General features: G+C 56.0%; 12 protein-coding genes. 11 read left to right on the top strand and 1 reads right to left on the bottom strand.

Annotated features, from left to right (window positions below; genetic code table 11):
- Positions 1-18: 18 nt before the first annotated feature.
- The 10 genes from atpG to phoU all read left to right on the top strand — a co-directional run bounded on the left by atpG (position 19) and on the right by phoU (position 11,616).
- Positions 19-882 carry a F0F1 ATP synthase subunit gamma gene (gene atpG, locus NR795_RS17340; RefSeq protein WP_042393507.1) on the top strand — a complete coding sequence of 288 codons (864 nt, stop codon included), beginning with the start codon at positions 19-21 and terminating at the stop codon, positions 880-882.
- 31 nt (positions 883-913) lie between these two features.
- On the top strand, positions 914-2,296 hold the full coding sequence (gene atpD, locus NR795_RS17335) for a F0F1 ATP synthase subunit beta (RefSeq protein WP_042393505.1): 1,383 nt from the start codon (positions 914-916) through the stop codon (positions 2,294-2,296).
- A 20-nt stretch (positions 2,297-2,316) separates the two neighbouring features.
- On the top strand, positions 2,317-2,736 hold the full coding sequence (locus NR795_RS17330) for a F0F1 ATP synthase subunit epsilon (RefSeq protein WP_042393503.1): 420 nt from the start codon (positions 2,317-2,319) through the stop codon (positions 2,734-2,736).
- 717 nt (positions 2,737-3,453) lie between these two features.
- Positions 3,454-4,824 (top strand): bifunctional UDP-N-acetylglucosamine diphosphorylase/glucosamine-1-phosphate N-acetyltransferase GlmU, encoded by a 1,371-nt coding sequence (glmU, locus tag NR795_RS17325; RefSeq protein WP_144818261.1) that lies wholly within the window; start codon positions 3,454-3,456, stop codon positions 4,822-4,824.
- 191 nt (positions 4,825-5,015) lie between these two features.
- The gene (gene glmS, locus NR795_RS17320) at positions 5,016-6,845 is read left to right on the top strand and encodes a glutamine--fructose-6-phosphate transaminase (isomerizing) (protein WP_144818262.1); all 1,830 of its coding nucleotides are present in this window, start codon (positions 5,016-5,018) and stop codon (positions 6,843-6,845) included.
- A 198-nt stretch (positions 6,846-7,043) separates the two neighbouring features.
- Positions 7,044-8,084 carry a phosphate ABC transporter substrate-binding protein PstS gene (pstS, locus tag NR795_RS17315; RefSeq protein ID WP_257758854.1) on the top strand — a complete coding sequence of 347 codons (1,041 nt, stop codon included), beginning with the start codon at positions 7,044-7,046 and terminating at the stop codon, positions 8,082-8,084.
- Positions 8,085-8,210: 126 nt separating this feature from the next.
- Positions 8,211-9,170 carry a phosphate ABC transporter permease PstC gene (pstC, locus tag NR795_RS17310; protein WP_144818264.1) on the top strand — a complete coding sequence of 320 codons (960 nt, stop codon included), beginning with the start codon at positions 8,211-8,213 and terminating at the stop codon, positions 9,168-9,170.
- Positions 9,170-10,057, top strand: coding sequence for a phosphate ABC transporter permease PstA (gene pstA, locus NR795_RS17305; protein ID WP_144818265.1), 888 nt, complete (start codon positions 9,170-9,172; stop codon positions 10,055-10,057). Before pstC ends, pstA begins: the two co-directional genes overlap by 1 nt.
- A 46-nt stretch (positions 10,058-10,103) precedes the next feature.
- Positions 10,104-10,877 carry a phosphate ABC transporter ATP-binding protein PstB gene (gene pstB / locus NR795_RS17300; RefSeq protein WP_144818266.1) on the top strand — a complete coding sequence of 258 codons (774 nt, stop codon included), beginning with the start codon at positions 10,104-10,106 and terminating at the stop codon, positions 10,875-10,877.
- 13 nt (positions 10,878-10,890) lie between these two features.
- Positions 10,891-11,616, top strand: a complete 726-nt coding sequence (gene phoU / locus NR795_RS17295) for a phosphate signaling complex protein PhoU (RefSeq protein ID WP_042393573.1) — start codon at positions 10,891-10,893, stop codon at positions 11,614-11,616.
- A gap of 47 nt (positions 11,617-11,663) precedes the next feature.
- On the opposite strand, the gene yieH is transcribed toward phoU, so the two are convergent.
- Positions 11,664-12,329 carry a 6-phosphogluconate phosphatase gene (gene yieH / locus NR795_RS17290; RefSeq protein WP_144818267.1) on the bottom strand — a complete coding sequence of 222 codons (666 nt, stop codon included), beginning with the start codon at positions 12,327-12,329 and terminating at the stop codon, positions 11,664-11,666.
- Between the two features lie 169 nt (positions 12,330-12,498).
- Here yieH and NR795_RS17285 point away from each other — a divergent pair, with 169 nt between their 5' ends.
- Positions 12,499-13,836: an NCS2 family permease gene (locus NR795_RS17285; RefSeq protein ID WP_257758853.1), complete on the top strand. Its 1,338-nt coding sequence runs from the start codon at positions 12,499-12,501 to the stop codon at positions 13,834-13,836.
- Positions 13,837-13,856: the final 20 nt, after the last annotated feature.

The following is a 13,856-nucleotide window of genomic DNA, read 5'->3' as shown; positions in this document are numbered from 1 at the left end:
GGCATTGAGGAGAAGCTCATGGCCGGCGCAAAAGAGATACGTAGTAAGATCGCAAGCGTCCAGAACACGCAGAAGATCACTAAAGCGATGGAGATGGTCGCCGCTTCCAAAATGCGTAAATCGCAGGACAGAATGGCAGCCAGCCGTCCTTATGCAGACACCATGCGCAAAGTGATTGGTCACCTTGCACACGGTAATCTGGAATATAAGCACCCTTACCTGGAAGAACGCGACGTTAAGCGCGTGGGCTACCTGGTGGTGTCTACCGACCGTGGTCTGTGCGGTGGTTTGAACATTAACCTGTTCAAAAAACTGCTGGCGGATATGAAAGCGTGGTCCGACAAGGGCGTTCAGAGCGAACTCGCGATGATCGGCTCGAAAGGCGTCTCGTTCTTCAACTCCGTAGGCGGCAACGTTGTCGCTCAGGTAACCGGCATGGGGGATAACCCTTCCCTGTCCGAACTGATCGGCCCGGTAAAAGTGATGTTGCAGGCCTACGACGAAGGTCGTCTGGACAAGCTTTACATCGTCAGTAACAAATTTATCAACACCATGTCCCAGTCTCCGACCATCACCCAGCTGCTGCCGCTGCCGGCATCAGAGGATGACGATCTGAAACATAAAGCATGGGATTACCTGTACGAGCCCGATCCGAAAGCGCTGCTGGATACCCTGCTGCGTCGTTACGTCGAGTCGCAGGTGTATCAGGGTGTTGTAGAAAACCTGGCCAGCGAGCAGGCCGCGCGTATGGTGGCGATGAAAGCCGCAACCGATAACGGCGGTAGCCTGATTAAAGAGTTGCAGTTGGTTTACAACAAAGCTCGTCAGGCCAGCATAACTCAGGAACTCACCGAAATCGTCGGTGGCGCGTCTGCGGTTTAACCAGGTTTAGGAAATTCGTAGAGGATTCAAGATGGCTACTGGAAAAGTTGTCCAGGTAATCGGCGCCGTGGTGGACGTCGAGTTCCCGCAGGACGCCGTACCGAACGTGTACGACGCCCTCGAAGTGACAAATGGTAATGAGCGTCTGGTGCTGGAAGTTCAGCAGCAGCTCGGCGGCGGTATCGTACGTACCATCGCTATGGGTTCTTCTGACGGTCTGCGTCGTGGTCTGGAAGTTCAGGATCTCGAGCACCCGATCGAAGTGCCGGTAGGTAAAGCGACCTTGGGTCGTATCATGAACGTACTGGGTCAGCCGATCGATATGAAAGGCGACATCGGTGAAGAAGAGCGTTGGGCTATCCACCGTGCAGCACCGTCCTATGAAGAGCTCTCCAGCTCTCAGGAACTGCTGGAAACCGGTATCAAGGTTATCGACCTGATGTGTCCGTTCGCCAAAGGCGGTAAAGTCGGCCTGTTCGGCGGCGCGGGCGTAGGTAAAACCGTAAACATGATGGAGCTGATCCGTAACATCGCGATCGAACACTCCGGTTACTCCGTGTTTGCAGGCGTGGGTGAGCGTACTCGTGAGGGTAACGACTTCTACCACGAGATGACCGACTCCAACGTTCTGGACAAAGTATCCCTGGTGTACGGCCAGATGAACGAGCCGCCGGGAAACCGTCTGCGCGTTGCACTGACCGGCCTGACCATGGCTGAGAAGTTCCGTGACGAAGGTCGTGACGTTCTGCTGTTCGTTGACAACATCTATCGTTACACCCTGGCCGGTACGGAAGTATCCGCACTGCTGGGCCGTATGCCTTCAGCGGTAGGCTACCAGCCGACGCTGGCGGAAGAGATGGGCGTTCTGCAGGAGCGTATCACCTCCACCAAAACCGGTTCTATCACCTCTGTACAGGCGGTATACGTACCTGCGGATGACTTGACTGACCCATCTCCAGCCACCACCTTTGCGCACCTTGACGCAACCGTGGTACTGAGCCGTCAGATCGCATCTCTGGGTATCTACCCGGCCGTTGACCCGCTGGACTCTACCAGCCGTCAGCTGGATCCGCTGGTAGTTGGCCAGGAGCACTACGACACCGCGCGTGGCGTACAGTCTATCCTGCAGCGTTACCAGGAGCTGAAAGACATCATCGCCATCCTGGGTATGGATGAGCTGTCTGAAGAAGACAAACTGGTGGTAGCACGCGCACGTAAGATCCAGCGCTTCCTGTCCCAGCCGTTCTTCGTGGCAGAAGTGTTTACCGGTTCTCCGGGCAAATACGTCTCCCTGAAAGACACTATCCGTGGCTTTAAAGGCATTATGGAAGGCGAGTACGATCACCTGCCGGAGCAGGCGTTCTACATGGTGGGTTCCATCGACGAAGCCGTGGAAAAAGCTAAAAAACTTTAACGCCTTAATCGGAGGGTGATATGGCAATGACTTACCACCTGGACGTGGTCAGCGCAGAGCAACAGATGTTCTCTGGTCTGGTCGAGAAAATCCAGGTAACGGGTAGCGAAGGTGAACTGGGGATTTTCCCGGGTCACGCCCCGCTGCTCACCGCCATTAAGCCTGGTATGATCCGCATCGTGAAACAGCACGGTCATGAAGAGTTTATCTACCTGTCTGGTGGCGTACTTGAAGTACAGCCGGGCACCGTGACCGTACTGGCTGATACTGCGATTCGTGGCCAGGATCTCGACGAAGCGCGAGCCCTGGAGTCGAAGCGTAAAGCAGAAGAGCACATTAAGAGCTCGCATGGCGACGTGGATTACGCTCAGGCGTCTGCGGAGCTGGCCAAAGCTATTGCGAAACTGCGCGTTATCGAGTTGACCAAAAAAGCGATGTAACACCGGCTTGAACGTACGAAGCCAGTCTGGTCTCCAGGCTGGCTTTTTTTATGCCTGTGCGTTGGCTTCGTAGGTTATTGAAAAGGTGTTTTATCTTTTTTGTGATTTTCATCACAAAAATGTTGATCGATTAATCAACGCGGCGTAGACTTATTTTTGTGAAGTAAGTCACATTAATGAATCCATCGACCGGGAAAACATCATGAAACTGATTAACAAAATCATCGCTTTCTTCAATAACATGAACGTTTCTTTTGGTACGTTTAATCTGTAATCACGCCTGATATCGCCGATTAAAGCCACCACCGCTGGCGGTGTGAACAGAACATAACAAGGGCTGCCTGACGGGCGGCCTTTGTGTTTTATGTGGCTTAATCAATGTTGTTCAACCAATATCGCCCGATCGACCTGGATTCTCCTCTTCGGGATCCCCTTATACTCACCCTCAATTTACGCCGAAGCGGCAGCTGGTTTACTGCGCCCTCTTTATTCAGGCAACGAAAGAAACGTAAAAACATCGGCATAGCGAGTACATGGGCAGCAATATGTACGCTTTATGCAGCAATTCGTTTTATGATGGGCCAAAATAAGGGGAGCAACGCGAATAAAAGATGCAAAAAGCACATTTTATACGCACCCCATTTCACGTTGAAAAAAATGTAGTAATTTCAACAGTAAACGGTAAAAATTCTTCTTCAAATCAGAGTCAGGACGCGTATGTTGAACAATAGCATGAGCGTGGTGATCCTTGCCGCAGGCAAGGGAACCCGCATGTATTCGGATCTTCCTAAAGTGCTTCATACTCTCGCCGGGAAAGCGATGGTACAGCATGTCATTGATGCCGCGAATAATCTCGGCGCACGTCACGTTCACCTGGTCTACGGCCACGGCGGGGATCTGCTTAAGCAGACGCTGCGTGACGACAACCTGAACTGGGTGCTGCAAGCGGAACAGCTGGGTACGGGCCATGCTATGCAGCAGGCTGCCCCGGGCTTTGCCGATGACGAAGATATCCTCATGCTCTACGGTGACGTACCACTGATCTCCGTTGAGACACTGCAGCGCCTGCGCGATGCCAAGCCGCAGGGCGGCATTGGGCTGTTAACGGTCAATCTTGACGATCCCACCGGCTATGGCCGCATCACCCGCCAGGACGGGAAGGTCACCGGCATCGTTGAGCATAAAGATGCGACCCCTGAACAGCATAAGATTCAGGAGATCAATACGGGCATCCTGATTGCCAACGGTGCGGATCTGAAGCGCTGGCTGAGCAAGCTCACCAATGATAATGCGCAGGGTGAGTACTACATCACCGATATTATCGAACTGGCCTACCTCGAAGGGCGTGAGATCGCCGCGGTGCATCCGCAGCGTCTGAGCGAAGTTGAGGGCGTAAACAACCGTCTGCAGCTTTCTCGTCTGGAGCGTGTCTATCAGTCCGAGCAGGCAGAAAAGCTGCTGCTGGCTGGTGTGATGCTGCGCGATCCGGCACGTTTTGACCTGCGCGGTACCCTGAGCCACGGCCGTGATATCGAGATCGACACCAACGTTATTCTGGAAGGCAACGTCACGCTGGGCAACCGGGTCAAAATCGGCGCGGGCTGCGTGATCAAAAACAGTGTTATCGGCGACGACTGCGAAATCAGCCCTTACAGCGTGGTTGAAGATGCGACCCTGGAAGCCGCCTGCACCATCGGTCCGTTTGCTCGTCTGCGCCCTGGCGCAGAGCTGCTGGCCGGCGCGCACGTCGGTAACTTCGTCGAAATGAAGAAGGCGCGGCTGGGTAAAGGCTCGAAGGCAGGCCATCTCACCTATCTGGGCGACGCGGAGATTGGCGACAACGTTAACATCGGGGCCGGTACCATTACCTGCAACTACGACGGTGCCAACAAGCATAAAACCATTATCGGCGACGACGTTTTTGTCGGCTCCGATTCACAGTTTATCGCTCCAGTGAGCGTAGCCAGCGGCGTCACTATTGCTGCGGGTACCACGGTAACCCGTGATGTTGCCGAGGACGAGCTGGTAATCAGCCGAGTGAAACAGACCCATATCAAGGGCTGGAAACGTCCGGTCAAGAAGAAGTAAACCATTTTGTAGCCGGCCTGGCGTTCGCGTCGTCCGGCATACAGGGATGAGGCGGTCAATATAGATCGCCCGCCCACCAGCAGTAGCTATAAAAATAACCCCACTCTCTACAAGGCTCGGGGCGCCCGGAAAACGGGTAACGCAGGTTGACCGACAACGCATGGCTTACGCCATAATCAGGAAATCTAACTATGTGTGGAATTGTTGGCGCAGTTGCGCAGCGTGATATTGCTGAAATCCTTCTCGAAGGCTTACGTCGTCTCGAATACCGTGGCTATGACTCTGCCGGTCTGGCAGTAGTCGACAGTGAAGGGCATATGACCCGCCTGCGTCGTCTCGGTAAAGTCCAGATGCTCTCTCAGGCAGCGGAAGAGCATCCGCTGCATGGCGGAACCGGTATTGCCCATACCCGTTGGGCGACGCACGGTGAACCGTCTGAAGGCAACGCTCACCCGCATGTCTCTGAACATATCGTGGTGGTGCATAACGGCATTATTGAGAACCACGAGCCGCTGCGCGAAGAGTTAAGATCGCGCGGCTATGAATTTGTCTCCGAAACCGATACCGAAGTGATCGCTCACCTGGTGCACTGGGAGCTGGCAAAAGGCGGCTCGCTGCGCGATGCCGTTCTGCGCACTATCCCGCAGCTGCGCGGCGCGTACGGTACGGTTATCATGGATACCCGCGATCCGAGCACCCTGCTGGCCGCCCGCTCCGGTAGCCCGCTGGTTATCGGTCTTGGCATGGGCGAAAACTTCATCGCCTCTGACCAGCTGGCTCTGCTGCCGGTGACCCGCCGCTTTATCTTCCTCGAAGAGGGTGACATTGCGGAAGTGACCCGCCGTAGCGTCGTGGTGTATGACCGTGAAGGTCAGGAAGTGAAGCGCCCGGACATCGAATCTAATCTGCAATATGACGCGGGCGATAAGGGTATCTACCGCCACTACATGCAGAAAGAGATCTACGAGCAGCCGAACGCCATTAAAAACACCCTGACCGGGCGTATCAGCCACGGTGAGATCGATCTCAGCGAGCTGGGCGAGAAAGCCAACGAGATGCTCTCTCAGGTTGAGCATATCCAGATCATCGCCTGCGGCACCTCCTACAACTCCGGGATGGTGTCACGCTACTGGTTTGAATCGCTGGCCGGTATCCCGTGCGACGTGGAAATCGCCTCTGAATTCCGCTATCGCAAATCCGCCGTGCGCCGCAACAGCCTGATGATCACCCTCTCCCAGTCTGGTGAGACGGCGGACACCCTGGCCGCGCTGCGCCTCTCCAAAGAGCTGGGCTACCTCGGTTCGCTGGCGATCTGTAACGTGCCTGGCTCCTCGCTGGTACGTGAATCCGATCTGGCGCTGATGACCAACGCTGGCACAGAGATCGGTGTGGCGTCGACCAAAGCCTTCACCACCCAGCTCACCGTGCTGCTGATGCTGGTGGCGAAGCTGAGCCGCCTGAAGGGTCTGGATGCCTCTATCGAGCAGGATATCGTGCATGGCCTGCAGGCGCTGCCGAACCGTATCGAGCAGATGCTCTCCCAGGACAAACGTATTGAAGCGCTGGCAGAGGACTTCTCTGAGAAGCACCACGCCCTGTTCCTGGGCCGTGGCGATCAGTACCCTATCGCTCTTGAAGGCGCGCTGAAGCTGAAAGAGATCTCCTACATCCACGCGGAAGCCTACGCCGCAGGCGAGCTGAAACACGGCCCGCTGGCGCTGATTGATGCCGATATGCCGGTTATCGTTGTGGCACCTAACAACGAACTGCTGGAAAAACTGAAGTCCAACATCGAAGAAGTTCGCGCCCGTAGCGGCGTGCTCTATGTCTTCGCCGGTCAGGATTCCGGTTTCACCAGCAGCGATAACATGCACATTATCGAGCTGCCGCACGTGGAAGAGGTGATTGCGCCGATCTTCTACACCGTGCCGCTGCAGCTGCTGGCCTACCACGTCGCGCTGATCAAAGGCACCGACGTTGACCAGCCGCGTAACCTCGCGAAATCTGTAACCGTAGAGTAATGTTCCTCTTACGTCCCGTCGCTACTGGCGGGACGTCTCTCCTCGTTGTGCTATTTTTAAACAATCCATAGACCATTTTCGGTCAAATAAGCGCCTGTCATAAAAATGTCATAATAAGTACATTTAACTGTCACCTGGTTGTCCTATTTTGCATATCGTAGAAACCAAACAACGATTTACAATCCCTCAGGAGACATTATGAAAGTCATGCGTACCACTGTCGCTACTGTTGTCGCCGCGACCTTATCCCTGAGCGCTTTCGCTGTTAGCGCAGCGGCAAGCCTGACCGGCGCGGGTGCAACTTTCCCAGCGCCAGTGTATGCCAAATGGGCGGATACCTATCAGAAAGCGACCGGTAGCAAAGTTAACTACCAGGGTATCGGCTCCTCCGGCGGCGTGAAGCAGATCACTGCTAACACCGTGGATTTTGGCGCGTCTGACGCTCCGCTGTCTGATGAGAAACTGAATCAGGAAGGCCTGTTCCAGTTCCCGACCGTTATCGGTGGCGTGGTGCTGGCGGTTAACCTGCCGGGCGTGAAATCCGGTGAGCTGGTGCTGGACGGTAAAACGCTGGGTGACATCTACCTGGGCAAAATCAAAAAATGGGATGACGAAGCGATCGCTAAGCTCAACCCAGGCATGAAGCTGCCTTCACAGAATATCGCCGTAGTGCGTCGCGCTGATGGCTCCGGTACCTCCTTCGTCTTCACCAGCTACCTGGCGAAAGTAAACGAAGAGTGGAAATCAAAAATTGGTTCTGGCTCTACCGTGAACTGGCCGACCGGCCTGGGCGGCAAAGGTAACGACGGTATCGCCGCGTTCGTACAGCGCCTGCCTGGCTCTATCGGCTACGTAGAGTACGCCTACGCTAAGCAGAACAACCTGGCCTACACCAGGCTGGTCTCTGCCGATGGCAAACCGGTTTCTCCGACTGAAGAGAGCTTCTCTAACGCCGCGAAAGGCGTGGACTGGAGCAAAACCTTCGCTCAGGACCTGACTAACCAGAAGGGTGACAACGCGTGGCCGATCACCTCTACCACCTTCATCCTGATCCACAAAGAGCAGAAGAAACCTGAGCAGGGCGCTGAAGTGCTGAAGTTCTTTGACTGGGCCTATAAAGACGGTGCGAAACAGGCTAACGATCTGGATTACGCAACTCTGCCGGACAGCGTGGTTGAGCAGGTTCGTGCCGCATGGAAAACGAATGTGAAAGACAGCAGCGGTAAAGCGCTGTACTAACAGGATCTTTTTGACGAAGATGGCGGGAGGCGTAGGCTTCCCGCCCTACGGATAAAAACTGTAGGCCCGGTAAGCGTTCGCGCCACCGGGCAAATTCGTAAGACGTACATAACAGAAGAGTAATTTATGGCTGCAACCAAGCCTGCTTTTAACCCACCGGGTAAACAAGGTGACATGATCTTCGGCGCGCTGGTCAAACTGGCTGCGCTGATTGTGCTATTGCTGCTTGGCGGCATCATCGTCTCCCTGATTGTCTCCTCCTGGCCAAGCATCCAGAAATTTGGTTTCTCTTTCCTGTGGACCAAAGAGTGGGACGCCCCGAACGATATCTACGGTGCACTGGTGCCAATCTACGGTACGCTGGTGACCTCCTTTATTGCGCTGCTGATCGCCGTCCCGGTGAGTTTCGGTATTGCGCTGTTCCTGACGGAGCTGGCTCCCGGCTGGCTGAAGCGTCCGCTGGGTATCGCGATTGAGCTGCTCGCTGCTATCCCCAGTATCGTTTACGGCATGTGGGGGCTGTTTATCTTCGCTCCGCTGTTCGCCACCTATTTCCAGGAGCCGGTGGGCAACGTGCTCTCTACCATTCCGTTTGTGGGCGCGCTCTTCTCTGGCCCGGCGTTTGGTATCGGTATCCTCGCTGCGGGTATTATTCTCGCCATTATGATCATTCCGTACATCGCCTCGGTGATGCGCGACGTGTTTGAACAAACCCCGGTGATGATGAAAGAGTCAGCCTACGGCATCGGCTGCACCACCTGGGAGGTGATCTGGCGCATCGTGCTGCCGTTCACCAAAAATGGCGTTATCGGCGGGGTCATGCTTGGCCTGGGCCGCGCGCTGGGTGAAACCATGGCGGTGACCTTTATCATCGGTAACACCTACCAGCTCGACAGCGCCTCGCTCTATATGCCGGGTAACAGCATCACCTCTGCACTGGCTAACGAATTCGCTGAAGCGGAGTCCGGGCTGCACGTTGCCGCGCTGATGGAGCTGGGGCTGATCCTGTTTGTGATCACCTTTATCGTGCTGGCGATTTCGAAAGTGATGATCCTGCGTCTGGCGAAAAACGAGGGGGCACGCTGATGGCTACGCTCGAAATGCAAACCACGACGGCGCTGGCCGAGTCGCGCCGTAAAATGCAGGCGCGTCGCCGCATGAAAAACCGTCTCGCGCTGACGCTGTCGATGGCAACCATGGCGTTTGGCCTCTTCTGGCTGGTCTGGATCCTTTTCTCCACCGTGACGCGCGGTATCGACGGCATGTCGCTGGCGCTGTTCACCGAGATGACGCCGCCGCCGAACACCGCAGGCGGTGGGCTGGCAAACGCCCTGGCGGGCAGCGGCCTGCTGATCCTCTGGGCGACCGTATTTGGTACGCCGCTCGGTATTATGGCGGGCATCTACCTTGCCGAGTACGGGCGTAAATCCTGGCTGGCCGAGGTGATCCGCTTCATCAACGATATTCTGCTCTCTGCCCCCTCTATCGTGGTGGGCCTGTTTGTCTACACCATCGTGGTGGCGCAGATGGAGCACTTCTCCGGCTGGGCAGGCGTGATTGCACTGGCGCTGCTGCAGGTACCGATTGTTATCCGCACCACCGAGAACATGCTGAAGCTGGTTCCGGACAGCCTGCGTGAAGCCGCCTATGCGCTGGGCACGCCGAAATGGAAGATGATCTCTGCGATTACGCTGAAGGCCTCTATCTCCGGCATCCTGACCGGCGTGCTGCTGGCTGTGGCACGTATCGCTGGCGAAACCGCGCCGCTGCTCTTCACCTCCCTCTCCAACCAGTTCTGGAGCACGGATATGATGCAGCCTATCGCGAACCTGCCGGTCACCATATTTAAGTTTGCCATGAGCCCGTTTGCCGAGTGGCAACAGCTGGCCTGGGCTGGCGTATTGATTATCACCCTGTGCGTGCTGCTGCTGAACATCCTGGCTCGCGTCATCTTCGCGAAGAAGAACGGTTAAATTTTGCGGCGTGGCTCCGGCCGCGCCCAGTTGAGGAAAAGAGTAAATGAGTATGGTTGACACCACCTCCGGCAAGATTCAGGTTCGCGATTTGAACTTCTACTACGGGAAGTTCCACGCCCTGAAAAACATCAACCTGGATATTGCCAAGAATCAGGTAACGGCGTTTATCGGCCCGTCAGGCTGCGGTAAATCCACCCTGCTGCGTACTTTTAACAAAATGTACTCCCTCTATCCAGAGCAGCGCGCCGAGGGTGAAATTTTGCTGGATGGCGAGAACATTCTCACCCACAGCCAGGATATCGCTCTGCTGCGTGCCAAGGTGGGGATGGTGTTCCAGAAGCCGACGCCGTTCCCGATGTCTATCTATGACAACATCGCCTTTGGCGTGCGCCTGTTTGAAAAGCTCTCTCGCACCGATATGGACGAGCGCGTGCAGTGGGCATTGACCAAGGCCGCACTCTGGAACGAAACCAAAGATAAACTGCACCAGAGCGGGTACTCTCTCTCCGGTGGTCAGCAGCAGCGTCTGTGCATTGCGCGCGGTATTGCCATTCGCCCGGAAGTGCTGCTGTTGGATGAGCCGTGTTCAGCCCTCGACCCTATCTCTACCGGGCGTATTGAAGAGCTGATCACCGAGCTGAAGCAGGATTACACCGTGGTGATCGTGACCCACAACATGCAGCAGGCTGCACGTTGCTCCGACCATACGGCCTTTATGTATCTGGGCGAGTTGATTGAGTTCAGCAACACGGACGATCTGTTCACCAAGCCCGCGAAGAAACAAACAGAAGACTATATCACCGGCCGTTACGGTTGATCGGGAGAGCACCGTGGATAACTTAAATCTTAATAAACATATCTCCGGCCAGTTTAACGCTGAGCTAGAGAGCATTCGCACCCAGGTGATGACCATGGGTGGGATGGTAGAGCAGCAGCTCTCTGACGCGATCACCGCCATGCACAACCAGGACAGCGAGCTGGCCAAGCGCGTTGTTGCCGGTGACCATCAGGTCAACATGATGGAAGTGGCGATCGACGAGGCCTGCGTGCGGATTATCGCCAAGCGTCAGCCGACGGCGAGCGACCTGCGTCTGGTGATGGCGATCATCAAAACCATCGCCGAGCTGGAGCGCATCGGTGACGTCGCGGATAAAATCTGCCGCACCGCGCTGGAGAAGTTCTCCCAGCAGCACCAGCCGCTGCTGGTGAGCCTGGAGTCGCTGGGCCGCCACACGGTGCAGATGCTGCACGACGTGCTGGATGCCTTTGCCCGTATGGATCTTGATGAAGCGGTGCGTATCTACCGTGAAGACAAGAAGGTGGATCAGGAGTACGAAGGTATCGTGCGCCAGCTGATGACCTACATGATGGAAGACTCACGTACCATCCCAAGCGTGCTGACCGCGCTGTTCTGCGCCCGCTCTATCGAGCGTATCGGTGACCGCTGCCAGAACATCTGCGAATACATCTTCTACTTCGTGAAGGGGCAGGATTTCCGCCACGTAGGCGGCGACGAGCTGGACAAGCTGCTTGCCGGGAAAGATCCGAAAGAGTAATTCGCTGTAAAATGCCCGGTGGCGCTGCGCTTACCGGGCCTACATGACTACCGCGTGACGTCCCAGCCACGCGCTTTCCACAACGCCGGCAGCTGCGCCAGATCGGTAAAGGTGGTCACCTTCGGGTGATCGATCGGCTTGTTGTGCGGATCGGCGCAGAAGTAGAACACCTCCATCCCGGCATCAATCCCTGACTGCGCCCCTGCTGCAGAGTCATCCACCAGAATGCACTTTGTCGGATCGACGTCCAGCGCGCTGGCGGCATGGAACATTAGGGCCGGATCCGGCTTCCAGCGCTGAATATCGTAGCCGCTGAACAGCAGATCGGGGAAATAGTGCAGCATCCCGAGCTTGCCAAGCGAGTGCTGCATTTTGCTCACCGGACCGTTTGACACCACGCACATTGGTACGCTGACGGATGCCAGCAGCGCATCTGCCCCGGCAATCATCTCCAGCTCGGCATCGAACAGGCGTGCGACCTCGGCGCGGTAGATCGGCTCCAGCTCTGCTTTTTCCAGGGTTACCCCGTGCTCGGCGTTGATAATGTCGATAATTTCGTAGAGCTTAACGCCCTTAAAGCGTTTAAAAATCTCCGCCAGATCGAGCGTAATACCAAACTGCGCGAACATATGCACGTACGCGCGGGAACAGATCACCTCGCTGTCGACCAGCGTGCCATCACAGTCGAAAAAAATCGCTTCTATTTGGGACATGCCGTTTCCTGTTTTATTACAAGTTTAACGTTTACTTGCGGCAGATTCCTCCGCGCAATCGATGCCGTATAAGCAAACGCAATGAAAAAAAGTGTGTGATAACCGTCAATATTGTCGCATTTTGGTATAGGATAGCGACGAATTTTCCTTCCCTGTTCGGAAATAGATAATGAGCCAACAACACACTACCCAGGCCGCGGGCCAGGGGTTGCTCGACCGCGTGTTTAAACTGCGCGAGCATGGCACCACGGCACGCACCGAGGTGATCGCCGGTTTTACCACCTTCCTGACGATGGTGTATATCGTCTTTGTTAACCCACAGATTCTGGGTGTTGCTGGCATGGATACCAGCGCGGTATTCGTTACCACCTGTCTGATCGCCGCCTTTGGCAGCATTCTGATGGGGCTATTCGCTAACCTGCCGGTAGCGCTTGCGCCTGCGATGGGTCTGAACGCCTTCTTCGCCTTTGTGGTCGTTGGCGCAATGGGCCTGCCGTGGCAGGTCGGAATGGGGGCCATCTTCTGGGGCGCTATTGGCCTGCTGCTGCTGACCATCTTCCGCGTCCGCTACTGGATGATTGCTAACATCCCGGTGAGCCTGCGCGTTGGCATCACCAGCGGTATCGGTCTGTTCATCGGCATGATGGGTTTGAAAAACGCTGGCGTGATCGTGGCGAACCCGGAGACGCTGGTGACCATCGGCAACCTGACCTCTCACAGCGTGCTGCTGGGCGTGCTGGGCTTCTTTATCATCGCCATTCTGGCCTCGCGTAACGTCCACGCGGCGGTGCTGGTCTCCATCGTGGTGACCACCCTGCTGGGCTGGTGGCTGGGCGATGTGCACTACAGCGGGATTATCTCCGCGCCGCCGAGCGTGACCAGCGTTGTCGGCCACGTTGATCTCGCCGGCTCGTTTAACCTTGGCCTCGCAGGCGTGATCTTCTCGTTTATGCTGGTCAACCTGTTCGACTCCTCCGGAACCCTGATTGGCGTCACCGATAAGGCCGGTCTGGCAGATGAGAAGGGTAAGTTCCCACGTATGAAGCAGGCCCTGTTTGTCGACAGCGTCTCCTCTGTCGCGGGCTCCTTTATCGGCACCTCGTCGGTCACTGCCTATATCGAATCCTCTTCCGGCGTCTCCGTCGGCGGGCGCACCGGCCTCACCGCCGTCGTGGTAGGCGTGCTGTTCCTGCTGGTGATTTTCCTGTCGCCGCTGGCCGGGATGGTACCGCCGTATGCCGCTGCGGGTGCGCTGATCTACGTTGGCGTGCTGATGACCTCCAGCCTCTCCCGCGTGAAGTGGGACGATCTGACCGAAGCCGTGCCGGCGTTTATCACCGCCGTGATGATGCCGTTCAGCTTCTCGATTACCGAAGGCATTGCGCTGGGCTTCATCTCCTACTGCATCATGAAGATTGGGACCGGACGCTTCCGCGACCTTAGCCCTTGCGTGATCATTGTTGCGCTGCTGTTTGTGTTGAAGATTGTGTTTATCGACGCGCATTAACAGCGAAAAACAGGCCCGGC

The sequence above is a fragment of the Pseudescherichia sp. L3 genome (assembly GCF_024656065.1).
Taxonomy (GTDB): Bacteria; Pseudomonadota; Gammaproteobacteria; order Enterobacterales; family Enterobacteriaceae; genus Pseudescherichia.
The sequence above is the reverse complement of the archived record's forward strand: the minus strand, read 5'-3'. Positions and strand labels throughout refer to the sequence as shown.